The organism is Roseovarius sp. THAF27 (assembly GCF_009363655.1).
In the GTDB taxonomy this organism is placed as follows: Bacteria; Pseudomonadota; Alphaproteobacteria; order Rhodobacterales; family Rhodobacteraceae; genus Roseovarius.
Genome location: NZ_CP045393.1, coordinates 1,777,527 through 1,802,207 on the forward strand (window position 1 = coordinate 1,777,527; position 24,681 = coordinate 1,802,207).

Genomic DNA, 24,681 nt, shown 5'->3' on the forward strand with positions numbered 1-24,681 from the left:
GCAAGATAATTTACGATTATCTAAGCTATCTCTTTAGAAACGGTGTGCCCGCCATGCGCCGCGACCGTCCGGGTCAACTCGTCCAGAAACCGCTCGACCAGCCGGTATTTCGAACAATCCGCCCGGCTGAGGACGCCCAGCGTACGCGACGGCGCCGTGGGCCCCAGCGACAGCTTGCGCAGGCTGCCGAAGATCGGGTCGGGCACGCAGAAATCCGGCCCGATCGACACGCCCAGGTCATGCGCCACCATGCTCGCGATCGTGTCGAGCGAGCTCATCTCCATCATGTCGCGCACCTTCAGCCTGCTTCGCGCCAGCCAGTCCTCGGCCATCACCCCGATGGCCGACAGCGCGCTGTGCCGGATGAAGGGCCTGGCCGACAGGATGCGCTCGGGGTCGGTTTCGGTCACCTCCACCGAGGTGAGCAGCACCAGCTTTTCCACCGCGAAGGGCGTCCAGGTCATCGTGGCCGGCGTCCGGCTTGGCGCGCTGACCAGCGCGGCATCGACGGTGCCCGTCTCGACCATCTCCTGCAAGGTCGGGCTGAGGCCCGGCACAACCCGGATGCGCAAGTCGGGATACTGTCCGATCAGCCCCTTCATCGCCTTGGGCACAAGCCCGCGCAGCGTCGATGGCACCGCCCCCAACACGATATCCCCGATCAGGCGCGGATCGCCGGTCAGATCGTCGAGGATCGTCTCGTAGGCGGCGACAACCTCCTTGGCCTTGGGCACCATCGCGCGGCCCAGCTGATTGAGGCGCGGGGATTTCTGCGAGCGGTCGAACAGCGCCACGCCCAGCGTTTCCTCCAGCCGCTTCATCTGCTGGCCGACCGCCGCATGGGTGACGCAGACGCGGTCCGCGGCGGCGTTGAAACTGCCTTCCTCGGCGACGGCGATAAGGGTCTTGAACAGCGTGATCGACATGGCAGGGCGCTTTCACAACAGGATCAAAGGCACGATTTACTAAAGCAGACATTTACAAATGGGAAAAGATTGTTGGTTTGTTAAAGCTTCTCTTATCGCGCAAGATCATCAAACATGAACGTATCGAGGGGGAGGCCTGCGCGTGAGCATCGACGCAAAGATCGTCGCGGATCTGGTCAAGCACGAGGTCGGACTGGTCACGACCGTCCCCTGCAAACAGCTTGCCGGAGTCATTGCGGAAATCGACCGATGCGAGGACATCCACCACATCCCCGCGAACAAGGAGGACGAAGGCATCGGCATCTGCGCCGGCGCCTTCATGGGCGGCAAGCGGTCCGCGATCATCATGCAGAACACCGCGCTTGGCGTGACGGTCAACACGCTGGTGACGCTGACACAGTTCTACCGGATGCCGCTGCCGATGCTGATCTCCTATCGCGGAGAACTGGGCGAGCCGGTGGCCTGCCAGGTGGAAATGGCCGTGCACACCAAGGCGCTGCTGAATCAGCTTCACATCCCGACCTATCACTTCCATCATGAGTCCGACGCCGAAGAACTGGACCGGATCCTGCAATACACCTTCATGTGCATGAAACCGGTCGCGATCCTGACGGATGCCACCTTCTGGAAAGGATACTGACATGATCCGATCCGACGTCCTGCGCTCGCTGCTCCCGCTGATCTCGGACCATTTCGTCGTCTGCAACATCGGTCTGCCCAGCCAGGAACTGCACATGCTGGATGACCAGCCGACCAATTTCTACATGCTGGGCACGATGGGCCTTGCCTCGTCCATCGGGCTGGGCGTGGCGCTGGCGCAGTCGAAAAAGGTCATCTCGATCGACGGCGACGGCTCGGTGCTGACCAATTTCGGCACTTTGCCCACCATCGCCAACAACGTGGCCGACAATTTCATCCTGCTGATCATCGACAACGGCAGCTATGGCTCCACCGGCGACCAGCCGACCTATGCCGGCATGAAGACCTCGCTGGCAAAGGTGGCCGAGGCCTGCGGATGCGAAAACGTCATCGAGTGCCAGGCCGAAGACTGCGCAGCCGTCATGAAAGACGCGCTGGACAGTGACAGGATGACCGTGATCGTGTGCAAATGCGAAAGCGGCAACATCCCCGTGTCGGTCATCAAGACTGATCCGGTGGTGATCCGCGACCGGTTCATGACCGCGTTGAAGGAGGCCAACGCATAATCAAGACGGCGAAAACGCCGATAGTCAGCAACTCTGGGAGGAAAACATGCTGAAAAGAACATTTCTGAAGATGGGCGCGGCGCTGGCCGTGACCGCATCGCTGGCAACGGGCGCCGCTGCCGCCGAACTCAACGGGCCGGTCAACTATATCATCCCGTTCGGCCCCGGGGGAGAATCCGACATTTCCGCACGTTTCCAGCAACCGTTCTTCAAGGACAAGTTCGGCCAGGACATGGTGATCTCGTACCAGCCCGGCGGCGGCGGTGCGGTGGCATGGGCCACGCTCAACGGCCTCAGCGATGACGGCCAGACGATCATGGGCGTCAACCTGCCCCATATCATCATCAAGCCGGCGCAAAAGGACGTGGGATTCACCACCGAGGACCTGAACGTCTTCCACATGTTCCACTTCACGCCGGATGCGATCATCGTGCGCGCCGACAGCCCCTACCAGACGCTCGAAGACCTGGTCGAGGACGCCAGGGCGAACCCGGCGCAGGTCACCATGTCGGGCTCGGGCAAGGCCACGGCCAACCACCTTGCGCATATCAAGTTCGACAAGATGGCCGATATCCAGACCACCTATGTGCCCTTCAAAGGCACCGGAGCGGCCGTGACCGCGCTTCTGGGCAACCAGGTCAAGGCCGAATGGGGCTATTCCACCGTCGCCGCGACCCAGGGCGAAGAGGTGCGGATGCTCGCCGTCGCGATGGAGGAACGCCACCCGCTTTTCCCGGACGTGCCGACCTTCAAGGAGCTGGGCTATGACATGGTGGGCGGCGCCTATCGCGGGATCGCCCTGCCGAATTCCGCCACCGACGAGGTCACGCAGATGTGGTCCGACATGATCGCCGAGATCAACAACGACCCCGAGTTCCGCCAGCAGATGCTGGATAACGGCTTTGCGATGCTCGATGTCGAAGCGGACGGCATGGACGATTTCATGGCCGCGCGCAGCGAGGAATATCTCAGCGACGCGCGCGAAGCGGGCCTGATCGACTAAGCTGACCGCGCAAAGGCCCGACACATGGAATTCGGTCACTTCCTGTCCGCCCTCACACCGTTCAACCTCGTTCTGGCGTTGTTCGGTGTCGTGGCGGGCACTGTCGTCGGCTCGATTCCGGGCCTTACCGCAACGATGGCGCTGGCCGTGCTTGTGCCGATCACGTTCAGCATGGATCCCGCCTCGGCGCTGATCCTCCTGGGCGCGATCTATACCGGGGCGATCTACGGCGGGGCTTACGCGGCGATCCTGCTGAACACGCCCGGCACGCCCTCGGCCATCGCCACCACGTTTGACGGCTACCCGATGGCGAAACGCGGCGACGGCGACCTTGCCGTTGCACTCGCCTGTTTCGCCTCGGTCGTCGGCGGGCTGGTGGGGGCATTCTCGCTTTTGCTGCTGGCGCCGCCCCTGTCGAAGGTGGCGCTGGCCTTCGGGCCGATCGAATATTTCTGGCTGTCGATCTTCGGCCTGTCGCTCATCGCGTCGCTGTCCACCGGCAACCTCATGAAGGGGCTGGCGGGGGGTGCCTTCGGGATGCTGCTGTCCACCGTCGGCGTGGCCGAGGTCTCGGCCGATATCCGGCTGACCTTCGGCAGCCAGATGCTGGTCGGCGGTTTCGGCGTCATCGGCGCGCTGATCGGCCTTTACTGTATCCCGGTGCTGATCGACCTCGTCGCGACGCCCGACCGCCACCTCAAGATGGAAGAGGACGTGCGCTCGGTCCGCATCGGCGAGGCGTTCCGCATCGCCGCGCGCTCCAAGATCAACCTGATCCGGTCCTCGGTCATCGGTACCCTGATCGGTATCCTGCCCGGCGCGGGCGGCTCTGTGGCCGGCCTCGTCGCCTATTCCGAGGCCAAGCGCACCGGCAAGCCGCACCAGAAATTCGGCGAGGGCGAGCCAGACGGCATCCTCGCCACGGAATCCGCTAACAACGCCACCGTGGGCGGCGGCTTCATCCCGACGCTGGTGCTGGGTATTCCCGGCACGCCGCCCGACGCCATCGTGCTGGGCGCTCTGTTGGTGCAGGGCGTGCGCACCGGCCCCACGATGTTCAGCCAAAGCGGCTCAATCGTCTTTACCTTCATCTACGGCCTCCTGATCGCCACGGTGCTGATGCTGCCCGCGGGCCTGCTGATCGGGCGCTACGCCTACAAGTCGATCGTGAACATCCCCAAGGCCGTTCTCGTGCCCACCGTGGGCTTCATGACCATCATCGGCACGTTCTCGATCCGCAACAGCGTGACGGATGTCATCCTGATGCTGGGCCTCGGCGTCTTCGGCTGGGTCGTGGGGCGCTTCGGCTTCGCCGCCTCGCCCATCGTGCTGGGCCTGATCCTCGGCCCCATCGCCGAACAGGGCTTCGTGCAGGGCTGGACCATCGGCTCGGCCACGGGCAACCTTTTCGGGATGTTCTTCGGGCGGCCCATCTCGCAGGGGATCATCGCGTTCACGCTGATCACCCTCATCCTGCCGCTCTACACGGCACGCCGGCGCCGCAGGAAAGAACGGGAGCAGACCTGATGCCAGACCATCAACGCCACCCGGACGGCCATATCGGATCGCTGGTGATTTCCGCGCTTTTCGTGCTCATGGGGATCATCGCCCTTTACGACACCACCGGCTATTCCGACCGCGACAGCCAGGTGTTTCCCCGCACCGTCGCGATCATGATGATCCTGACGGCCGGCCTATCGCTGATCACGCGCTTCCTGCATCCCAGCGACAGCGGCGGCTTCGGCACAGGCACGTGGTGGCGCCGGGTCCTGCTGGTCGTGGCCATGTTCGCGGGCTGCCTTGCCATCCCGCATATCGGCTTTCTGGCCAGCGGCGCCATCGCCTTCGCGGGCGGGCTCATTGCGGCGATGCATGACAGGTGGACGCCGATCACCGCGCTGCTCTACGCAGGCTGCGGCGCAGCGGTGATGATCGCGTTCCTCGCTCTGTTCCGCTACGTCCTGCACGTCCCGCTTCCGTGACATCGGGCACCTGACAGAAACTGGCGCGACACCAGCCCGAACAAGGAACACGCCCATGAAAATCGTCGACATCCGGGAAGTGACCAAGCCGATCGCGTCGCCCATCCGCAACGCCTATATCGACTTCAGCAAGATGACGGCAAGCCTGGTGGCCGTCGTGACGGACGTGATCCGGGACGGACGCCGCGTGGTCGGCTACGGCTTCAACTCCAATGGCCGCTACGGGCAGGGCGGTCTCATCCGCGAACGCTTCCGCGACCGCATCCTAAACGCCGACCCCGCATCGCTGCTGAACGACGAGGGCAGCAACCTGGACGCACACAAGATCTGGGCGGCCATGATGCAGAACGAAAAACCCGGCGGCCACGGCGAACGTTCGGTCGCGGTCGGCACCATCGACATGGCCGTCTGGGACGCCATCGCCAAGATCGAGGAAAAGCCCCTCTTCCGCCTGCTGGCCGACCGCATGGGACGCAAGGCGGACCCGCGCGTCTTCGTCTATGCCGCCGGGGGCTATTATTATCCGGGCAAGGACGATACCGCGCTGTGCAATGAGATGCGCGGCTACCTCGACCGCGGCTATACCGTGGTGAAGATGAAGATCGGGGGCGCGTCCATCGACGAAGACAAGCGCCGGATCGAGGCGGTGCTGACCGAAATCGGAACCCAGGCGCAGCTGGCCGTCGATGCAAACGGACGCTTCGACCTCGAGACCGCGATCGCCTATGCCAAGATGCTGCGGCAATACCCGCTCTTCTGGTTCGAGGAAATCGGTGATCCGCTGGACTATCAGCTACAGGCCGCGATGGCCGAATTCTACCCCGCTCCCATGGCGACCGGCGAAAACCTGTTCTCGCATCAGGACGCGCGCAACCTGATCCGCCATGGCGGAATGCGGCCCGACCGGGACTGGCTGCAATTCGACTGCGCGCTGTCCTACGGGCTTGTGGAATACCTGCGCACGCTCGATGTCCTCGATGAACTCGGCTGGTCCCCGTCGCGCTGCATCCCGCATGGCGGCCACCAGATGTCCCTGAACATCGCGGCCGGGCTCGGTCTCGGCGGCAACGAAAGCTATCCCGATCTCTTCCAGCCCTACGGTGGCTTCCCGGACGGCGTGCAGGTCGAGGAGGGGCACATCCTCATGCCCGACCTGCCGGGTATCGGTTTCGAAGGCAAATCAGATCTGATCGACGTGATGCGCGCGCTGGCAGAGTGAACAGCGTTGGCGGTGCAGGCGAAGACGGGCTTGCCCGCAGTCTTATGGATGCTAGCGCCGCTTCGGTCCCGGTTTTTCCGTCGACGCTCTTTTTAGCGCCGCGCGCGCCCGGTTCTTCTTGCTGCTGGGCTTGCCTTTGGGCGGCGGCGGACCCTTGCCAGCGTGCTTGGAGCCAGGTTTGCCACCGGCCTTGGCCTTCCCGGCTTTGCCTGCGTCTTCCGGCGTGTCCTTGGCGACCCGCGCCCCGTGTCGGGGTTTGCCCAAGGGGCCATGCACCGCCGGATCGGACGTCTTCGCCTCGCGCTTTTGCGCCGGGGATTTCGTGTCCTTGCGGTCCTCGGGCTTGGGTTTGCGGCGGCGCGGTTCGGGCGTGTCGTTCCAATCGACGGGCCTTGTGTCCCCCTTGAGAGGCCCCGGCTCGCCCTTGGACCGGCGCTCCGGCTTGCCGGGCCGGAAGGGCGGCAGGTCCGGTGCCGCGTCGAGGCGACGAAGCTGTTTGTGTCCCTCTATCGTCATCCCCGGGCCGATCGCCTCCAGGAAATCGGGCACGCTGGCCTCGCGGATCTCGACATAGGACAGGTCATCGGCGACGCGGATCGCCCCGATATCGTCCTTGCTCAACCCGCCCGCTTTGCAGATCATCGGCAGCAGGTGCCGGGGCGAGGCCGCCTGGTTGCGCCCTTCGGACAGCGAGAACCAGACGCTGGGGCCGAACGCGGCACGCGGTTTCGGCTTGTCAGGCTTGCCGGTACTGACCGGGCTCAGGTCCTCGGGGGCGGAATGGCGCAGCTTGTACTGGCGCAGGTAGGCGGCGGCGATCTGCTCGGGCGTGAAGCGTTCAAGCAGTTGATCCACCGACGCGCGCTCGCCCTCGGTGATCTCCGCCTGCCAGTCATCGGCCTCCAGCATGCGCACCTGATCCTGCGCGTCCACATCCGCCGCCGACGGCGCGGCGGTCCATTCCGCGGTCAGCTTGGCGAATTTCAGGATGCGCTCCGCCTTCTTGCGGGCCGAGGGCACGACAATGAGCGCACTGACCCCCTTGCGCCCCGCGCGGCCGGTGCGGCCCGAGCGGTGCAGAAGAGTCTCATGGCTGCTGGGCAATTCGGCATGGACCACCAGGTCCAGCTTTGGCAGGTCGATGCCCCGCGCGGCGACGTCCGTGGCCACGCAGACCCGCGCGCGCCCGTCGCGCATGGCTTGCAGCGCGTTCGACCGTTCGCTCTGTGTCAACTCCCCCGACAGGGCCACGACCGGGAACCCCCGGTTCGACAGCCGCGTCGTCATCCGCGCGACCATCGCCCGTGTGTTGCAAAAGACGATGGCATTGGGGGCCTCGTAATAGCGCAGCACGTTGATGACCGCGTTCTCGTTGTCATGCGCCGCCACCGACATCGCACGGTAGGCGATATCCGAATGCTGCGCCTGCGCGCCGACGGTCGAGATCCGCTCGGCATCACGCTGGTAGCTTTGCGCCAGCTTGGCGATGGCGGTAGGAACCGTGGCCGAGAACAGCAGCGTCTGTCGCGCCTCCGGCGTCTGCTCCAAGATGAACTCCAGGTCCTCGCGAAAGCCGAGGTCCAGCATCTCGTCCGCTTCGTCCAGCACCGCCGCCCGCACCGCCGACAGGTCGATCGACCCGCGCATGATGTGATCCCGCAGCCGCCCCGGCGTGGCCACGACGATATGGGCGCCGCGCGCCAGCGCCCGCCGCTCGTCCCGCATGTCCATGCCGCCCACGCAGGAGGCCAGCACCGCGCCCGCATCGGCGTAAAGCCAGGCAAGCTCTCGCTTGACCTGCATGGCAAGCTCGCGGGTGGGCGCCACGATCAGCGCCAGCGGGGCATCGGCCTGACCGAATGTGTCCGCGTCGTCCAGCAGGGTGGAGGCTATCGCCAGCCCGAATCCGATCGTCTTGCCGGATCCGGTCTGTGCCGAGACCAGCAGGTCGCGGCCCTGCAACTCCGGTTGGGTCACGGCCTGCTGGACAGGGGTCAAAACGTCATAGCCCTTACGGGCCAGCGCATTCGCAAGGGTGTGTTTCAAGAGGTCTATGCTTTTCTTGGGAAAGAGGTGGGGGCCGAGCGGCATTCAGGCCGTCGGCAAGTGCCGGGCATTATTCGCTCGGGCCACCTTTGTACAGGCACTAATCAGCTTTTCTGAATAACTTTGTTCAGTGAAGTACCGATAGACGTCAGGAACGCAGTTTGGCACACACGCCGACCGACGCACGAACTTGTCGCGGGCGACCGGCCTCGTATGCCGATGATATCACTGATGGATGTGTGGTCTGCGGTTTCGGCCCGTAGAAAGGCCGAAGTTTTGACGGCCCCAATCCAAGGGCCGCCAATATGACGCGGGTCGCTTATTTCGACTCGTCTTCGTCGCGGAACATGCCGGCCATGTCCATCTCGGGGTTGCTTGCGCATTCTTCCCTCAGCACGACCATCAATTCCTCGTCCGAGCCGGTTGCGGCGGCGCGGGCAGCGGCGCGGCCGCCATTGTCAGCATCAGGGTCGCCTAGTTCCGCGGTGGCGCTCGACGAATCCGTGTCGGCGCCTTCGTCGGCACCGACTGCTTCTTCGCGGATGTTCTCGCGGCCACCCATGGTTTCGAGTGCTTCCATCTGACCGGCCTCATCCATCTCGTTGAACTCTGCGCACCGCATCGCGTAGGCCGGCTGCGAAAGAGCAACGACAAGGCCGAGGACCGAGCTGGTTTTCAAAAACGTACTGTTAAGGGTCATGTAAAACTCCCGCTTTTAGGTCTAACCGCCCCATGCACCATGCACTCAAAACGTAAACCTTCATCACCTGAACGCGCCGTGGCGTGAATATGTTCCGGCGACAGGCCGAAAACCCGAAATGCGCGATGTGGCTCGTGCAGTCTCTCCAACGATCCGACCGCCTCATTTTGGTGAAAGTTCGCTACGAGTCGTCGAAGGTGTGTTTCCAGCTTCGGCGCGCCGCCGGCAACAGCCGTCTGGTGCCGTCGCTTTTTGCGGGCCGAAGGACGGCCCGCGCTGGCATCTCGGTTCCCGAGCTTGTAGGTCTTGACTGTTGCTTGCATCTACGCGGAAAGGCCGGGGCAGTGGAAGCCGAGTGCATGATCATCCACCTTGCGCGCGCCGAGGCGCGTTTGCCGCAGGTCGAAGCCATGATGCAGGCCGTCCCGCTTGCGTGCCACGTCGTCAGCGCCGTCGACGGGCAGCAGATGAGCGAGGCCCACGCCGACGCCTATCGCCGCAAACTGATGCGTCCGACCTATCCCTTCACGATGCGCCCCTCAGAGATCGCCGCCTTTCACAGCCACCGCGCGTGCTGGCAGAGGATCCTCGATGACGATCTGGAGGCCGCGCTTGTCCTCGAAGACGACCTGCACCTTCAGGAGGATGTTTTTCCCAGGGCTTTGAACCTCGCCCTGGCCAACATCCAACCGGGGGATTTCATCCGGTTCCCCATAAAGCTGCGCGAGGAGCGGACAAAGGAAATCGCCACGTCGGACGAGATCGGGCTGCACGTCCACGACCGGATCGCGCTTGGCATGGTCGCGCAACTGGTCACGCGCGATGCCGCCCGTGCGCTGCTCGCCGCGTCCGAGCGCTTCGACAGGCCGGTGGACAATTTCCTGCAGATGCAATGGGTGCACAATGTCCGCGTGGCGACGGTATGGCCGTCCGGCGTGCGCGAGATTTCTGCCGAGCTTGGCGGCAGCATGATCGGCCGCAAAGAGGGCCTGTTGCAAAAACTGCGCCGTGAAATCCTGCGGCCGCTTTACCGGCACAGGATCCGTGCCTTGGCAAGACGGCACTCGCATGCCTCGAAATGATGCCGAAGCGCGCGTGACGATTGTCACGGTCGCCTATAACAGCACCGAGATCCTGCCCGACATGCTGGCCTCCGTGCCGCCCGCGACGCCCGTCGTGATCGTGGACAACGCGTCGGAGGACCGCGCGGAGTTACACCGCCTCGTGGCAACGCGGCGCGGGCCGACACGGCTTGTCGAGAACACGCGCAACCTGGGCTTTGGCAGCGCGTGCAACCGGGGCGCCGACGGCGTCGACACCGAATTCCTTCTGTTTCTCAACCCCGACACGACGCTGTGTTCCGACACGCTGCAACAGCTGGTCGATGCGGCAGAGCGGCACCCCGACGCGGCGGGATTCAACCCCCGGATCCTGGACCACGAGGGCAGGGCGGTCGTCAAACGCCGCAGCGACCTTGTGGATCGCGCCCAATGGCTGCCCAAGCGTGAGCTGACCGGGGACACGGTCGTCCCGGTTCTGTCGGGCGCCGCGCTTTTCGTGCGCCGGGCCGCGTTCGAGGCGGTTGGCGGGTTCGACCCCGCGATCTTCCTGTTTTTCGAAGACGACGATCTCAGCCTGCGCCTGTCCCGATCCCAGGGCCGCCTGGTCTATGTGGCTGACGCCGCGGTGCACCACGCCGGGGGCGCTTCCTCGGGCGGGTCGGTGAAAGCCGAGCGCATCAAGAACTGGCACTGGGGGTATTCCCAGATCTACACCGCGCGCAAACACGGGCTGCGCGCCAACTGCGCCGCGGCGGTGCTGAAGACGGCGTTGCGCACCCTGTCACCGGCAACCATCGTCTCGGCACGGCGAAGGCGGAAATATTCCGCGCGCTTTGCCGGGATGATCGCGGCGCTGCGCCAAACCGGCGGCTAAGCCGGCCGGCTCAGGCGAGGTCCACGACCTGCCGGATGACATACTCGGTCTGCGCGTCGGTCTGGCCGGGGCACATGGGCAGGCTGATGACCTCGCTCGCCAGCCGCTCTGCCACGGGGAATGCGCCCCGGGCATGGCCCAGGTCGGCATAGGCCTTTTGCCGGTGGGGCGGGATGGGATAGTGGATCACGGTCCCGATGCCGGCCTCGGCAAGTCGCGCCTGAAACCGATCCCTGTCGGGGTGGCGCAGCACGTAAAGGTGCCAGACCGGCTCGGCCCAGTTGGGCACGTAGGGCACGTGCAGCCCGGCGCGGGAAAAGGCATCGGAATAGTCGCGCGCGATGGCGCGGCGACGTTCTGTCCAGTCGTCCAGAACCCGCAGCTTGACCGCCAGCACGGCGGCTTGCAGGGGATCGAGACGGCTGTTGAATCCACGGATGTCGTTTTCGTACTTCCGTTCCGAGCCGTAATTCCGCAGCAATCTGACACTCTGCGCCACGTCGTCATTCGATGTGGTCAGCGCCCCGGCATCGCCCAGCGCGCCCAGGTTCTTGGCGGGATAAAAGCTCCACGCCGCGGTGCCGTCGCTGCCCACACGGCGCGACTTGTAGCGCGCGCCATGCGCTTGGGCGGCGTCCTCCAGCACCTTCAGCCCATGGGTTTCGGCCACCGCGTTCAGCGCGTCCATGTCGGCCGGCTGACCGTAGAGATGCACCGGCAGGATGGCCCTGGTCCGCCCGGTGACCGCAGCGGCGACGGCGTCGGGGTCGATGTTGTGCGTGTCCTCGACGGGGTCCACCGGCACCGGCGCCGCGCCGCATTGACTGACGGCAAGCCAGGTCGCGATATAGGTGTTCGACGGCACGATCACCTCGTCGCCCGGGCCGATGCCCAGCGCGCGAAGCCCCAGGTGCAGCGCATCCAGCCCGTTGGCCGTCCCGATACAGACGCCGGCGCCGACATAGGCCGCGAAGGCGTCTTCGAAACGCTCCAGTTCGGGGCCCATGACATAGCTGCCGGACTGCGCGACCCGCAGCAATTCGCGGTCGAGCTCCGCCTGGATGCCCGCGCGGGCCGCCGCCAGATCGAGGAAGGGGACCTTCACGCCGCCCCCACCGCTCTGAGAAATTCGTCGCGGTCGCGGATGTAATCGTCCTCGTCATAGGGACCCGACGCCAGAACCATGCAGACCGACCCGGACGAGAAATTGTCCAGGTAGCGCCACATCATCGGGCAGACATAGATGCCGTAGTAGGGACGGTTCAGCTGGAACCGTTTCTGTTCGAACCCGTCATCCAGAAGCAGATCGAAACTGCCCGACATCGAGATCACGAACTGGTGCAGGTCCTTGTGCGCGTGCTCGCCCCGGTCGGCGCCGCCGGGCACGTCGTAAAGATAGTAGACCCGCTTGATGTCGAACGGGATGTGATTGTGTCCTTCGACGAAGGTCAGGTTGCCCCGCGCGTCCGAAACCTTGGGTAAATCTATTAGGCGACAGTCACTTAGCGGCAAGGGATTACGACTCGCTTCTGCATTGGTCCATGTTTATAAACCGCGCAACGACGATTTGAAATAGCCGGGCACCGAAGAGAGACGGCCCGGACCACCGGGCACAGAAAGGTTTGGAATGTCAAAAGATATCCTGATCGTGGGAGCCGGCGAGTTCGCGGATATCGCCTATGAGTATTTCACCGTCGACAGCGACTACACGGTTACCGGGTTCGCGGTGGAACGCGAGTACCTTGATGAAACCGTCAAGTTCGACCTTCCCGTGGTCCCGCTCGAAGAGGCCCCGTCGCATTTCGATCCGGCCAGGACCGACGCCCATGTGGCGGTGACCTCGACCAAGCTCAACCGGATCCGCGCCCGCCTGATCGAGGCGACCAAGGCGCACGGATACCACCTTGCCAATTTCATCAGCCCGCGCGCGATGGTCTGGCGCACCGCCGAACTGGGCGAGAACGTCTTTATCTTCGAGAACAACGTGGTGCAGCATGGCGTGACGATCGAGGATGGTTGCGTGCTATGGTCGGGCAACCATATCGGGCACCAGACACGCATCCGGGAAAACTGCTTCCTGTCCTCGCATGTCGTGGTTTCTGGCTATTGCGACATTGGCGCGCGCAGCTTTCTGGGCGTGAACGCCGCCCTGGCCGACAATGTGCAGTTGGCCGAGGATTGCCTTGTCGGCATGGCCGCCGCCGTCACCAAGAGCTTCGACACACCGGGCCTGATTCTGAACGGCAATCCGGCCGAGGCCGCCAAGGTGTCCTCCTACCGCTACTACCGGATCAAGCCCTGATATGGCCTGGGTGAAACAGGGACATGTCTTCAGCCCCGACGGAAGCCTCGACTGGGCGCAGCATTCCTTCATGACGCCATGCCCGTGGCTGCGCGACGAGCAGACGATACGGATCTTCGGAGGGATGCGCGACGCACACGGCATCAGCCGCATCGGCTGGGTCGATGTCGCCGCCGACGATCCCACCCGGGTCAAGGCCAGTTCCTCGGCCCCCGTGCTGGACCTCGGCGCACCGGGCATGTTCGACGACAACGGCCTTATCCTGGGCGACGTGATCGAGGTCGCGCCGGACGAATTGCGGCTGTATTACGTGGGCTTCCAGCTGGTGGAAAAGGCGAAATTCCTTGCCTTCACCGGCCTCGCCATCAGCCGGGACCGTGGCGACAGCTTTGAACGGGTCAGCGCGACGCCCGTACTTGATCGCTGCCCGGACGGGCCTTTCATAGGCGCGCTGCACTCGATCGCTCGACTGCCGGATGGCAGCTTTCGCGCATGGATTTCCCGTGGCGACGGGTGGGAGGAGATCGGCGGGCGGCTCTATCCCCGTTACGATTGCTGGACGCTGACCAGCCCTGACGGCGTGAGCTTCGACAACGCGGCCGCCCAGCGCATCATCACGCCCTCGGGCGACGAGTACCGCATCGGCCGCCCCCGTGCGACCCGGCTGGAGGACGGCACATGGGAACTGCGCGCGACCTCCGACACCCGCGCCAAGCAATATGCGGCCTTCCGCTTTACCTCGCCGGACGGCGTTGCATTCACCCGCACGGACGATGTCGAGCTGCCCTTGGGATCGCCCGGAAGCTGGGACAGCGACATGACCTGCTATCCCGCGCATATCAGGGCGCCGGACGGGGCACGGTACCTGTTCTACAACGGCAACGACATGGGGCGCACCGGTGTCGGCCTGGCGAAGTGGCAGGCGGCATGAGCGACGACATCGAAATCAGGCGCTACACGCCGGATCTTTCCGTTGCGTGGAACGACTTCGTTGCCGCCGCGACCAACGGCACGTTCCTGCATGACCGCCGCTTCATGGACTACCATTCCGACCGTTTCGACGATCATTCCCTGATCTTCGAAAGCGACGGCAAGATCATCGCCTGCCTGCCCGCGAACCGGGTGGACGACACGCTGCAATCCCATGGCGGCCTGACCTTCGGTGGTCTGCTGGTCAAGCCCGCGACCTCGGCCGCACAGGTGGTTCAGATTTTCGCCAGCCTGCGCGACGACCTTCTCAGGCAGGGGATCGGGGCGCTGCACTACAAGCCGGTGCCGCATATATTCCACGCACAACCCGCCGAGGCGGATATCTACGCGCTCTGCAACGCCGGCGCCCGGCAGGTCCGCACCGACCTGAGCGCGGCCATTCCCCTGCGCCGCAAGCTGTCATTCAGCAGCGGCCGCAAATACGGGGCCAAGAAGGCCGCCAAGGCGGGGCTGACAACCTCTGAGACCACCGATTTTGCCGCCTTCTGGGATATCCTGGGCGAGGTTCTTGATCAGCGCCACGACGCACGGCCAACCCATTCGCTGGACGAGATCACGCGCCTCAATGCCGCCTTTCCCAAGCGGATACGTCTATTTGCGGCCTTCGAGGACGCGCGCATGCTGGCCGGTGTCGTCCTCTTCGATTTCGGGCGCACCGTGCATTGCCAGTACATGGCCTCGTCCGGGGATGGGCGCGACCTCGGCGCGCTGGATCTGGTGGTGCAGACCCTTGTCAACGACACTTTCGCGGACCGCGACTGGTTCAGCTTCGGCATCTCGACCACGGCCGAAGGCCGCGAATTGAATGTCGGGCTGTCCCGCCAGAAGGAAATGTTCGGCGCGCGCAGCCTCGCTATTCCTCAATATCGGTGGGACCTCGGCTGAGGCGCGGGATCAGGCGTCAGGCCGCGGCCATGCGCTTCTTGCGCCGCCGGGTCTCGGACACGCCGCGCGAGATGGCCTGCAGCGGGTGACGGCCGAAATACGGTGCCAGGCCCGCCCAGCCTTTCTCGACAAAGGCGGCGCGCACCTCTCCATCGGCCACGCGGTCGGCCAGAAGTTTGGAAATTTCGTGATCGGGGCCAAGCCCGAAGGTCTTTGCGTCGGCCGCGCGTTGGCGATAGACGCAAGTGTTGCTTTCGATCTCGCGCAGGCGCTGCGTCCGGTAGCTTTCTGCGGTGAACCGCTGAGGTTTCGTGTTGGTCAGCCCCGATCCCGTCCGGTATGTCAGCAACGCCTCGTCGATAAAATGCGCCCGGCCTTCCAGAGCGGCCCGAAACCCGAGGATCAGGTCCTCGAAGGTATTGTCGAACATCATCGGCCCGTACTTGCGATACAGTGACCGATGCCAGGCGCAGGTTGCCCCAAGGTAGAGCGACAGGGATTTCGCGGCGGCCAACGGGTCGGTGGTCGAATAGAACGTCGCCTTGCGATACAGCGCCGGGGCAGGGGCCCCGTCCAGCGTGGTCACATCCGCGTGTGAGAACACCAATAGCGGGTCGTGCGCCGCGAATGCCTCGAGGATCCGCCGGTTGCGGTGCGGGTAATAGAGGTCGTCGCCGGCGGCGGCGATGATGATGTCCTCCCGGCACATCTCGAGGCATTTCCTGAGATGCTCGTTGACGCCCAGGTTGGTCTCGTTGCGGTTCAGAACGACCTCGTGCGGCCCGTCATACCTGTCGACCACCTCTTTCATGCGCAGGAACGTATCGTCGCGCGAGGCGTCGTCCGACAGAACGATCTGCATCGGCGCGCAGTCCTGCTGCAGCGCGGATTGCACCGTTTCGGCGACATGGTCCTGCTGTTGGTAGGTCAAGAGAAGGCATGTGGCCTTCGGCGGCGTTGGCATCGGTCGGCCCGGGCTCAAGTTGGGAAAGTCACCTCGAACCGCGTAGCAGATGACATCCCTCCCATCAACGCCCTGCGCCCCGGTTCGTGCAATTGCCGTCGCGCGACCCGGCGCACGGACCCGTCCGCCCGCCGCCGTGCCCGGCTCAGATCAGCGCGTCGATCATCGCGCGGGTCGAGGCAAGACACTCTGCCGGGGTCATGCGCGTGGGTTGCAGGTGCAGGTTCTGCCAGAACCCGTCGGTCAGCGTGTCGATCCACTGCGCCACCCGGTGCACCTCTTCCTCGGGCGCGTCGGTCATCAGCGCGGCGCAGGCTTCGCGTATCGCCGCCACGCGGTCACGGTCGAACTCGCGGCAAACTTCGGCATATTGCGGCACGAATGTCTGCTCTCCCCAGAATGCGAACCAGAGCGAGAGCGATTCCGCCGAGCACACATCTTCCGAGAAATCCGCCGTGATCAGCGCCATCAGGCGGTCCATGGGGTCTGGCCCCGCCTGTGACAGCGCGGCGCGCCACGTGTCGTCGTAGAACTCGTAATGCGCCCGCAGGGTCTCGACCAGCAGGCCGTTCTTGGACTTGAAGTAGAACACCGCGACCCCCTGCGACAGCCCGGCCTCCGCCGCGACAGTGGCCAGCGTCGTCCTGGCCAGCCCGTGCTCGATGATCGAGCGCCGCGTCGCCTCCAGCAATTGCCGCCGGCGCTTGTCCGCGTTCGCCTTGCGCTCCTTGCGTGGCTTTTCGGTGCTTTTCGTGGTTTCTTGCGTCAATCCCGTTCCTCCGCAGGGTGGTGCCGTTTTTTCCATACCGGCACGGCAATGTCATTCTAATTGTTTTTGTTTGAGCGCTCAAAAAAACTTTACGCCAAATCGGCCCTTCGCTATGACTGTTGCCAAGGCTCAGGAAAACGGCGCATGACCGGGAACACACGTGACGCGATCCTCGCCCGGGGCGGGCCAAGGCGGCCCGACCGCGCCCGCGCGACACCGCCCGGGGCGTTCTGACGACTTTGGAGAGCACGACATGACAACGCTTCCCCGCACCATGACCAACGGCACCTCGCCGGACCTTCTGAACGAATGGGACCGCAACCACCAGATTCACCCCTGGGCGGCCATGGATGCCTGGCAGGAGAGCGACTATCACCCGATCGAAAGCGCCGAGGGCATCTACCTGTGGGATGCCGACGGCAAGCGCTATATCGACGGACCGGGCGGCATGTGGTGCGTCAATATCGGCTACGGCCGCAAGGACATGGCGGCGGCCATCGCCGAACAGGTTATGCGGCTGCCCTATACCTCGCCCTGGACCACGACGACCGATCCCTCGACGATCCTCGCCAAGAAGATCGCCGATCTGGCGCCCGGTGACCTGAACAACGTGTTCTTCACCACCGGCGGCTCCACCGCCGTGGACACCGCCCTGCGCACGATGCATTTCATGAACAATGCCCTGGGCCGGCCCGACAAGAAGATCGTTATTGCCCGCGAAAAGGGCTATCACGGCTCGACCTACCTGGCCTCGACCGTGACCGGCAAGGAACGCGACAAGAGCCGTTTCGACGTCGAGAAACGCCTGGTCCGCTTTCTCCCCGACGTGAACCCCTACACCCGCCCCGACGGCATGAGCGTCGAGGACTGGTGCGCCGCCAAGGTCGCGGATCTGGAAGACATGATTGCCGAGCTCGGCGCCGACAGGATCGGTGCCTTCATCGCCGAGCCGATCCTGTGTTCCGGCGGTGTCATCATCCCGCCCGAGGGCTATCACAAGCGCACGCTCGAAATCTGCCGCAAGCACGACATCCTCTACATTTCCGACGAGGTCGTCACCGCCTTCGGCCGGCTGGGCCACTGGTTCGCGTCCGAGGACGTGTTCGGGATCGTGCCCGACATCATCACCTGCGCCAAGGGGCTGACATCGGGTTACCTGCCGCTCGGGGCCTGCATCATCTCGGACAGCGTGATGGAGCGGATGACCGGGCCGGACGAGAACGTGCTGTTTTCCAACGGTTACACCTATTCGGCGCATCCGGTCTGCTGTGTCGCGGCGCTGAAGAATATCGAGATCATGGAAGAAGAACGCATTCTGGACCACGCCCGCGCGATCACGCCGAAGTTCCAGGCCCGCCTGCGGGCGCTGGAGAGGTTTCCCATCGTCGGCGACCTGCGCGGCATGGGCCTTCTGGGCTGTATCGAGGGGCGGCCCGACACGCCTGGCACGTCGCTCGCGGCCGAGCGCAAGCTGGGCGCGCTGCTGGACGAGGCCTGCGAAAAGCGCGGCCTCCTGGTGAGACCCCTCATCAACATGGCGGTCTTCTCGCCGCCGCTGATCATCACCGAGGCGCAGGTGGACGAAATGTTCGACCTGCTCGAGGACGCTCTGGAAGACGTGACCGCGCAGATGGCCTCGGACTGACGCGCCGCCCGGTGCCTGGCACGCGTATTATTTGAGCGCTCAAATAAACGTTGTGTCAACCGGCTTTCCCCCGTAGCCTTTGCAGCCAGAGGCCTGCCGCATCCGTGCCGGACGGGCCGGTGCAATAGGAAACAGGGAGAAATGGATGATCACGTCACGATTGAAGATTGCCGCGCTCGCCGGAGCTGCCGCGCTGATGACATCGACGGCCATGGCGCAGGATCCCGAGTTGACGGTGTTCGACTGGGCCGGCTACGAGGACCCCGAATTCTACACCGCCTATACCGAGGCGCACGGCGCGCCGCCCACCTTCGCCTTCTTCGGCGACGAAGAAGAGGCGTTCCAGAAACTGCGCTCGGGCTTCAAGGCGGATGCCGCGCACCCCTGTTCGCAGTCGGTGCCGAAATGGATGGAGGCGGGCCTGCTGGAGCCGCTCGACACCTCGCGCATCGACCGCTGGGACGACCTCAACGAGGAATTCCGCGAGATCGAAGCCTACAAGAAGGACGGCGAATATTACTTCGTCCCGATGGACTGGGGCAACACGGCGCTGACCTACAACACCGACAAGCTGACGGAAGAGCAGGTAAGTTCTTTGCAGATCTTCGCCGACCCGTCGATGATGGGAAAGGTGTCGATAGGCGACAGCGTGGATGACGCCTATGCGCTCGGCTTTTTGGCCACGGGCGTGCAGGACTGGACCACCGCCACGGACGAGGATTTCCAGAAAGCCTCCGACTTCCTGCGCAAGGTGCATCAGAACGTGCTGTCCTACTGGGACAGTTCGTCGTCACTGGCGCAGCTGATGCAATCGGGCCAGGTCGAGCTGGCCTGGGCCTGGAACGAAACCTCGGCCACCATGAGCGGCGAGGGCCATCCAATCGCGATGAAACGCGACACCGAGGAAGGCGCGTCAAGCTGGGTCTGCGGCTACGTCAAGCTGAAGGATGGTGAAGGGTCCGACGACAAGTTCTACGATTTCATCAACGCATGGCTGGAGCCGAAGACGGCCGATTACATCGTCAACGCCTGGGGCTACGGCCACTCCAACGCTGCGCAGATGGCGGAAATGGACCAGGAGATGCTGAAATCAGTCGGGCTGGACAGCAACGAGTCGTTGCGTGAAAACACCCTTTGGCAGGCGCCTCCGGGATCGGAAATGCGCGAGAAGATGATCGCGGAATTCGAGAACATCAAGGCCGGGTTCTGACCCCGAGCCATATCCGAAACAAGACCGCCGCAGCCATCCGGGTGCGGCGGTTTTCGTTTCTTGGGGCAGGTGGTCCCGGTCAGCCGGGCTTCTGCGCCAGCAGGTGATGCGGGCAATGCTCGCCGGTTTCCAGGACCTTGATCATCGCGCCCCATGTCTCGATGGACGACGCGATCAGGTCCGCGCCATGCGCCTTTTCCCATTCGGGCCGCTTCGGGCCGGAAAAACCGGCCAGTTCCTCCCGCGCCAGCGAAAGATACCACCGATTGCGGTTGGTCAGCGCGATGTGCCGGAACCCCGCATCGGCCAGCGCCTTTTCGTATCGCGCCGGGGAGGCCATGGCGAAATCCAGATCCTCCATCGCGATATAGGCCGCCATCTCGGGCGAGGGGGCGTCGTCATGCGACATCAGCCAGTCGGAGGCGGCGAACCAGCCGCCGGGCTTGAGGATGCGAAAGACATCGGCGGCCAGCGCCTCCTTGTCCGGAATGTGAATGATCGAATCCTTGGAAAACACCACGTCGAACGTCGCGTCGTCAAAGGGCAGGGGGCCGGGGGCGACCAGCTCTATCGCGATCCGGTCGCTCAGCCCCGCGGCCTCGACCCGACGCCGCGCCGCCGCGCAGACGGGTGCTTCGACGTCGATGCCGGTGACATGCGCCGCGCCATGATCACGCACCAGCGAGATGGCGATAGCGCCGGAGCCGCTGCCGATATCCAACATCCGGGCGCCCGCGACCGGCGCGTGCTCGACCACGCGCGCCACTTCCTCCGGCCCTCCGGAGGACAGATATCCCTCGCCCCACAGCGCCTCGAGCAAGGCGATGTGGCGGTCATCGTAGTTCAGGTCGCTCATGTCCGGGCCTCGTGTTGCCGCAGGGTGGTCTGATAGGCGTCGATGAAGCGCGCGAGATAGCCCTCCATCGGCACCAGCGGGCCGGGCACGTAGTGCCGCGATGCCACGCCGCGCGCGTTGTCCTCGACGATGCGCTTGTCAGCCTTCGTGGTCACATCCCACAGCCATGTCAGGCGACCCAGGTCATAGTCGCGGCCCGCCCGCGCGTCGGCATGGACCATCCAGATGATCTCCTGCGCGCAGGTGTCCGTGTCGATGGGCAGAAACCGATACAGCACCGCGTGATCGCAATAGAGCAGCATCGGGTTGAGAAACCCCACATACACATCCGACGCGCCGCCGTCATGGCCGCCGATCTGCCCCAGCAAGGGCGCCAGCGGCGTGCCGTCCTCGCTTCCGGTCAGGAACCCGTCGTAAAGGGCATAGCGGTTATAGGCATAATCCGCCCCGGGCGCAGGCGCGTGCTTTCCGACCCGATCGATGAAATCGGTGGGAACGTTGCAGGCGGCCGATCGGGCCGCCATCGCCTCGTTTAACGGTGTGACGCGCTCGTCCGACATGTGGGTGGCATGGCTGCGCGAGAATTCCGGATGCGCCGGAGTGCAATGGTAACACTCGTTGTAATTCTCCAGCAGCAGCTTCCAGTTGGCGGCAACCGGATAGATCTCGCGGTGTGCGACCTTGGTGTTTGCCAGGTCGAATGGTGCCAGGCAGGGCGTCAGGTGCGTTCGCATCGGTGCGAAATCCGGCGGATCGTCGGCCAGCGAGACATAGATCAGCCCTTCCATGATCTCGACCGCAACAGGAAATAGCCCCAGCGCGCTCTTGTCGTGATGCTCTTCCAGCATCCGCGCGCTGAACAGGCTGCCATCCAGGTTGAACACCCACGCGTGATAGGGGCAGGTCAGACGCCGCACGTTCCCCCGTGCCTCGATGCACAGGCGAGAGCCCCGGTGCCTGCAGACATTGGCAAAGGCACGCACGTCGCCATCGTTGTCGCGGCAGACGATCACGCTGTCCTTGAGGATATCGAACACGAGGTAGTCGCCGCAGTCCGGTATCTCCGACACGTGTCCGGCCAGCATCCACTCGCGCCCAAAGACCGCGCGGCGGTCCGCCTCGAACACCGCAGGCGAGGTATAGAACGCCTGCGCCATCGCGTGGCCGTCCTGCTGGGCGTCGATCAGGTCGGTGACATGCATCGGATCAATCCCCGAATACGACGATCGATTCCGCCCCCCAGCCAACCGTGACCGGGCTGCCGGGCGGAACTACCGACCGGCCCGCCGTGTTGCGCATCGAGATGCTCAGCGGCGCGTCCCGGCCGGGCAGGCGCACCTTGTAATAGGTCATGTCGCCGTAATACTCGGTATCGACCACCTCGCCCTCGACCTTGTTTTGCGACCAGTCGTTCTGGTCGAAGAGCACCGTCAGCATCTCGGGCCGCACGCCGACGGTGCCGATGCTGTCGGGGGTAATGTCGTCGCCCAGACCGTCGCGCGGCAGCTCGACCTTGCCAAGGGCGTCGATATCCAGCGTCAGGTGCGTGCCGGTCTGATCAGTCACCTTGGCCGACAGGAAATTCATCACCCCGATAAAGGACGCCACCCGCTTGTTGACCGGGCGCCGGTACAGGCCCTCGGGCGTGTCCAGCTGCTCGATCTGCCCCTCAAACATCACCGCGATCCGGTCGGACATGATCAGCGCTTCCTCCTGGTCGTGGGTGACCAGGATGAAGGTGATCCCGATAGAGCGTTGCAGGCTGCGCAGCTCCACCTGCATCTGGTCGCGCAGCTTCTTGTCCAGCGCCGACAGCGGCTCGTCCAGCAGGATCACCTTGGGTTTCATCACCAGCGCGCGCGCCAGCGCCACGCGTTGACGCTGACCACCCGAAAGCTCGTGCGCCTTGCGCTTGCCATAGCCTTCCATGTCCACCAGCGACAGAACCTCGGCCACCTCGCGGGCGATGTCTTTTTTCGGCATCTTCCGCGTCTTCAGGCCATAGCCCACGTTTTCCTCCACGTTCAGGTGGGGGAAGATCGCGTAGCTCTGAAACACCATGTTGGTGGGCCGGTCGTTGGCCGGAATGCCCTCCATGTTCTTGCCGTCGATGGCGATGGTGCCGGTGGTCGTGGGCTCGAACCCCGCGATGGTGCGCAACAGGGTCGTCTTGCCGCAGCCCGACGGGCCCAGCAGCGAAAAGAACTCGCCCTCGCGGATATCGGCGGTGATGCCGTGCAGCGCCGTGAAACTGCCGAATTTCTTGACCACGTCGCGAATCTCGATCATCGGCGTCTTATCGTCTTGCATGTCACTCGTTCCGCTCATGGTTCAAACCCCCGCCAGCGTGGTGTCCACACCCTGCCGGCTGGCACTGCGCCGGCGCAGCGCTTCGGCGGCGATCAGCAGCAGGACCGAAACGGCCAGCAGGATCGTGCCCAGCGCCATGACCGACGGCAGCTTGGCCGGAAAGCGCAGCTGGCTCCAGATATAGACCGGCAGGGTCACGTCGGTTCCGGTCAGGAAGAAGGCGATGATGAACTCGTCGAGGCTGATGGTGAAGGTGATCAGCAGGCTGGATATCACGCCCGGCAGCACCAAGGGCAGCGTCACGCGCCGGAACGTGCCCCAGCGCGACTCGCCCAGATCGAACGAGGCTTCCTCCAACTCGCGGTCCAGCCCGCGGAAGGCCGAGCTGAGGATGGCGATGGAAAAGGGCGTGCAGATCAGCACATGCCCCGCCACCACCGTCCACAGCGACAGCGGCATGCCCAACTGGTTCAGCATCACCAAGAGCGCCACCGCCACGATGATCTCGGGCAGCACCAGCGGCAGCATGATCAGCCCGACGATCCCGGTCTTGCCGGGGAACATGAACCGGGCCGAGGCGCGCGCGGCGAAGGCGCCCAGAAGCGTGCTCAGCACCGCCGTGGTCAGCCCCACGATCATCGAATTGCCCAGCGCGGTATGCAGCGTGTCGGTGTGCCACAGGCCCACGAACCATTCGGTCGTAAAGCCCGAAAGGGGGAAGGCGATGATCGTCGAGGTGTTGAACGCAAAGAGCGGCAGCAGGATGACCGGCGCATAGAGAAAGATCATGTAGACCACGGCGTAGATCGTCAGCCACTTGACCGAGAGCCATTTCATCGCACGCGTCCTCCCAGTTTCTTGCCGGCAAAGAAGATGCCCGCGCTGATCAGCCCGATCACCACCATCGCCGACACCGCCAGCGCCGCGCCCAGCGGCGCGTTGTTGGCCTTGCCGAACTGGATCTGGATCATGTTCGAGATCATCAGCCCGTCGGTGCCGCCCACCAGCCGCGGCGTGATGAAATCGCCCACCGTCGGGATCAGCACGATCAGGGTCGAGGCCACGATGCCCGGCATCGCCAGCGGCAGCGTCACGCGAAAGAACCGCCGCACCGGCCCGTCGCCAAGGTCGGTCGCCGCCTCCAGCAGGGAGCGGTCGATCTTCTCCAGCGCCACGAAGATGGGCAGGATCGCGAAGGGCGCCCAGGCATGGGCCAGCGTGATGACGACAGCGTTCAGGTTGTAAAGCAGGAACGTCAGCGGTTCCTCGATGAACCCCAGGCCCATCAGCGTGGTGTTGAAGACGCCGTTATAGCCCAGGATCACCTTCCACAGGAACACCCGCAGAAGGTAGCTTGTCCAGAACGGGACCGTGATCAGGAACAGCCACAGCGCCTTGCGCTTCCTGACGTGGAAAGACAGGTAATAGGCGATGGGAAAGGCCAGCAGCACCGTCACCACCGTCACGATCAGCGAGATCTTCAGCGACCGCCACATCAGCACCTGGTACAGCGGCTGCGTCCACGCCTCGCGGTAATTGTCCAGCGTCAGCGTCGTGTCGATCGTCAGGTAATCCTGCGTCCAGAAGCTGAAGGTGACCACCATCAACAGCGGCGCGGCCAGCATCACCAGCACATAGCCGAATGTGGGGCTGATCAGCTTGAGGCCCTGTCCCGCCTCTCGGTCAAAGCGCCATGCCATCAAGTTGCGCCTCTGCCGGAGACGGGTCCGGTAC

The 24,681-nt window shown here is 64.2% G+C and carries 26 protein-coding genes; 13 read left to right on the plus strand and 13 right to left on the minus strand.

Features of this window, described 5'->3' with window-relative positions:
* Positions 1-20: 20 nt before the first annotated feature.
* Positions 21-926, minus strand: coding sequence for a LysR family transcriptional regulator (locus FIU89_RS08865; RefSeq protein WP_152492260.1), 906 nt, complete (start codon positions 924-926; stop codon positions 21-23).
* 142 nt (positions 927-1,068) lie between these two features.
* Between FIU89_RS08865 and comD the strand changes: the two genes are divergently transcribed.
* From comD to FIU89_RS08895, 6 genes are read left to right on the plus strand one after another with little or no spacing between them, the layout of a single operon-like run.
* The gene (gene comD, locus FIU89_RS08870) at positions 1,069-1,566 is read left to right on the plus strand and encodes a sulfopyruvate decarboxylase subunit alpha (RefSeq protein WP_152492261.1); all 498 of its coding nucleotides are present in this window, start codon (positions 1,069-1,071) and stop codon (positions 1,564-1,566) included.
* A 1-nt stretch (position 1,567) separates the two neighbouring features.
* Positions 1,568-2,131 carry a sulfopyruvate decarboxylase subunit beta gene (gene comE / locus FIU89_RS08875; RefSeq protein ID WP_152492262.1) on the plus strand — a complete coding sequence of 188 codons (564 nt, stop codon included), beginning with the start codon at positions 1,568-1,570 and terminating at the stop codon, positions 2,129-2,131.
* A gap of 46 nt (positions 2,132-2,177) precedes the next feature.
* The gene (locus FIU89_RS08880) at positions 2,178-3,134 is read left to right on the plus strand and encodes a tripartite tricarboxylate transporter substrate binding protein (protein ID WP_152492263.1); all 957 of its coding nucleotides are present in this window, start codon (positions 2,178-2,180) and stop codon (positions 3,132-3,134) included.
* 24 nt (positions 3,135-3,158) lie between these two features.
* Complete coding sequence (locus FIU89_RS08885) at positions 3,159-4,661, plus strand: tripartite tricarboxylate transporter permease (protein ID WP_152492264.1); 1,503 nt, start codon at positions 3,159-3,161, stop codon at positions 4,659-4,661.
* Complete coding sequence (locus tag FIU89_RS08890; protein WP_152492265.1) at positions 4,661-5,116, plus strand: tripartite tricarboxylate transporter TctB family protein; 456 nt, start codon at positions 4,661-4,663, stop codon at positions 5,114-5,116. The genes FIU89_RS08885 and FIU89_RS08890 overlap by 1 nt, the downstream gene beginning before the upstream one ends.
* A gap of 55 nt (positions 5,117-5,171) precedes the next feature.
* Positions 5,172-6,335: a mandelate racemase/muconate lactonizing enzyme family protein gene (locus FIU89_RS08895; protein ID WP_152492266.1), complete on the plus strand. Its 1,164-nt coding sequence runs from the start codon at positions 5,172-5,174 to the stop codon at positions 6,333-6,335.
* 51 nt (positions 6,336-6,386) lie between these two features.
* Here the strand turns inward: FIU89_RS08895 and FIU89_RS08900 are convergent, their stop codons facing one another.
* Positions 6,387-8,426 carry a DEAD/DEAH box helicase gene (locus tag FIU89_RS08900; RefSeq protein ID WP_152492267.1) on the minus strand — a complete coding sequence of 680 codons (2,040 nt, stop codon included), beginning with the start codon at positions 8,424-8,426 and terminating at the stop codon, positions 6,387-6,389.
* A 274-nt stretch (positions 8,427-8,700) separates the two neighbouring features.
* A complete protein-coding gene (locus tag FIU89_RS08905) occupies positions 8,701-9,081 on the minus strand; it encodes a hypothetical protein (RefSeq protein ID WP_152492268.1) in 381 nt (126 codons plus the stop codon).
* Positions 9,082-9,440: 359 nt separating this feature from the next.
* On the opposite strand from FIU89_RS08905, the gene FIU89_RS08910 reads away from it, so the two are divergent.
* Positions 9,441-10,163 (plus strand): glycosyltransferase family 25 protein, encoded by a 723-nt coding sequence (locus FIU89_RS08910; RefSeq protein ID WP_172978064.1) that lies wholly within the window; start codon positions 9,441-9,443, stop codon positions 10,161-10,163.
* Positions 10,150-11,016: a glycosyltransferase family 2 protein gene (locus FIU89_RS08915; RefSeq protein ID WP_152492270.1), complete on the plus strand. Its 867-nt coding sequence runs from the start codon at positions 10,150-10,152 to the stop codon at positions 11,014-11,016. Before FIU89_RS08910 ends, FIU89_RS08915 begins: the two co-directional genes overlap by 14 nt.
* 10 nt (positions 11,017-11,026) lie before the next feature.
* On the opposite strand, the gene FIU89_RS08920 is transcribed toward FIU89_RS08915, so the two are convergent.
* Positions 11,027-12,121, minus strand: coding sequence for a DegT/DnrJ/EryC1/StrS aminotransferase family protein (locus tag FIU89_RS08920; RefSeq protein ID WP_152492271.1), 1,095 nt, complete (start codon positions 12,119-12,121; stop codon positions 11,027-11,029).
* Positions 12,118-12,528 (minus strand): FdtA/QdtA family cupin domain-containing protein, encoded by a 411-nt coding sequence (locus FIU89_RS08925; protein ID WP_152492272.1) that lies wholly within the window; start codon positions 12,526-12,528, stop codon positions 12,118-12,120. The genes FIU89_RS08920 and FIU89_RS08925 overlap by 4 nt, the downstream gene beginning before the upstream one ends.
* 115 nt (positions 12,529-12,643) lie before the next feature.
* On the opposite strand from FIU89_RS08925, the gene FIU89_RS08930 reads away from it, so the two are divergent.
* The 3 genes from FIU89_RS08930 to FIU89_RS08940 are packed head-to-tail and all read left to right on the plus strand — an operon-like array spanning position 12,644 to position 15,193.
* Positions 12,644-13,318: an acetyltransferase gene (locus FIU89_RS08930; protein ID WP_152492273.1), complete on the plus strand. Its 675-nt coding sequence runs from the start codon at positions 12,644-12,646 to the stop codon at positions 13,316-13,318.
* Between the two features lies 1 nt (position 13,319).
* Positions 13,320-14,249 carry a hypothetical protein gene (locus FIU89_RS08935; protein ID WP_152492274.1) on the plus strand — a complete coding sequence of 310 codons (930 nt, stop codon included), beginning with the start codon at positions 13,320-13,322 and terminating at the stop codon, positions 14,247-14,249.
* A complete protein-coding gene (locus FIU89_RS08940) occupies positions 14,246-15,193 on the plus strand; it encodes a GNAT family N-acetyltransferase (protein ID WP_152492275.1) in 948 nt (315 codons plus the stop codon). The genes FIU89_RS08935 and FIU89_RS08940 overlap by 4 nt, the downstream gene beginning before the upstream one ends.
* 16 nt (positions 15,194-15,209) lie before the next feature.
* Here FIU89_RS08940 and FIU89_RS08945 read toward each other — a convergent pair whose 3' ends face one another.
* Positions 15,210-16,124 carry a glycosyltransferase gene (locus tag FIU89_RS08945; protein WP_172978065.1) on the minus strand — a complete coding sequence of 305 codons (915 nt, stop codon included), beginning with the start codon at positions 16,122-16,124 and terminating at the stop codon, positions 15,210-15,212.
* A gap of 178 nt (positions 16,125-16,302) precedes the next feature.
* Positions 16,303-16,926, minus strand: coding sequence for a TetR family transcriptional regulator C-terminal domain-containing protein (locus tag FIU89_RS08950; RefSeq protein WP_254701834.1), 624 nt, complete (start codon positions 16,924-16,926; stop codon positions 16,303-16,305).
* Positions 16,927-17,179: 253 nt separating this feature from the next.
* Here FIU89_RS08950 and FIU89_RS08955 point away from each other — a divergent pair, with 253 nt between their 5' ends.
* Positions 17,180-18,571, plus strand: a complete 1,392-nt coding sequence (locus tag FIU89_RS08955; protein ID WP_254701835.1) for an aminotransferase — start codon at positions 17,180-17,182, stop codon at positions 18,569-18,571.
* A gap of 39 nt (positions 18,572-18,610) precedes the next feature.
* Here FIU89_RS08955 and FIU89_RS22240 read toward each other — a convergent pair whose 3' ends face one another.
* Complete coding sequence (locus tag FIU89_RS22240) at positions 18,611-18,784, minus strand: hypothetical protein (RefSeq protein WP_172977967.1); 174 nt, start codon at positions 18,782-18,784, stop codon at positions 18,611-18,613.
* Between FIU89_RS22240 and FIU89_RS08960 the strand changes: the two genes are divergently transcribed.
* Positions 18,768-19,781: an extracellular solute-binding protein gene (locus FIU89_RS08960; RefSeq protein ID WP_254701836.1), complete on the plus strand. Its 1,014-nt coding sequence runs from the start codon at positions 18,768-18,770 to the stop codon at positions 19,779-19,781. The two genes, FIU89_RS22240 and FIU89_RS08960, sit on opposite strands and share 17 nt — an antisense overlap.
* Positions 19,782-19,860: 79 nt before the next feature.
* Here the strand turns inward: FIU89_RS08960 and FIU89_RS08965 are convergent, their stop codons facing one another.
* Genes FIU89_RS08965 through FIU89_RS08985 form a run of 5 tightly spaced genes read right to left on the minus strand, consistent with a single transcriptional unit; the run spans position 19,861 to position 24,647 of the window.
* Positions 19,861-20,637, minus strand: coding sequence for a methyltransferase domain-containing protein (locus FIU89_RS08965; RefSeq protein ID WP_152492279.1), 777 nt, complete (start codon positions 20,635-20,637; stop codon positions 19,861-19,863).
* On the minus strand, positions 20,634-21,839 hold the full coding sequence (locus FIU89_RS08970; protein WP_152492280.1) for an SRPBCC family protein: 1,206 nt from the start codon (positions 21,837-21,839) through the stop codon (positions 20,634-20,636). The genes FIU89_RS08965 and FIU89_RS08970 overlap by 4 nt, the downstream gene beginning before the upstream one ends.
* A gap of 4 nt (positions 21,840-21,843) precedes the next feature.
* Positions 21,844-22,947: an ABC transporter ATP-binding protein gene (locus FIU89_RS08975; RefSeq protein ID WP_254701837.1), complete on the minus strand. Its 1,104-nt coding sequence runs from the start codon at positions 22,945-22,947 to the stop codon at positions 21,844-21,846.
* A 21-nt stretch (positions 22,948-22,968) separates the two neighbouring features.
* Positions 22,969-23,784: an ABC transporter permease gene (locus FIU89_RS08980; protein WP_152492281.1), complete on the minus strand. Its 816-nt coding sequence runs from the start codon at positions 23,782-23,784 to the stop codon at positions 22,969-22,971.
* Positions 23,781-24,647 (minus strand): ABC transporter permease, encoded by an 867-nt coding sequence (locus FIU89_RS08985; protein ID WP_152492282.1) that lies wholly within the window; start codon positions 24,645-24,647, stop codon positions 23,781-23,783. The genes FIU89_RS08980 and FIU89_RS08985 overlap by 4 nt, the downstream gene beginning before the upstream one ends.
* Positions 24,648-24,681: the final 34 nt, after the last annotated feature.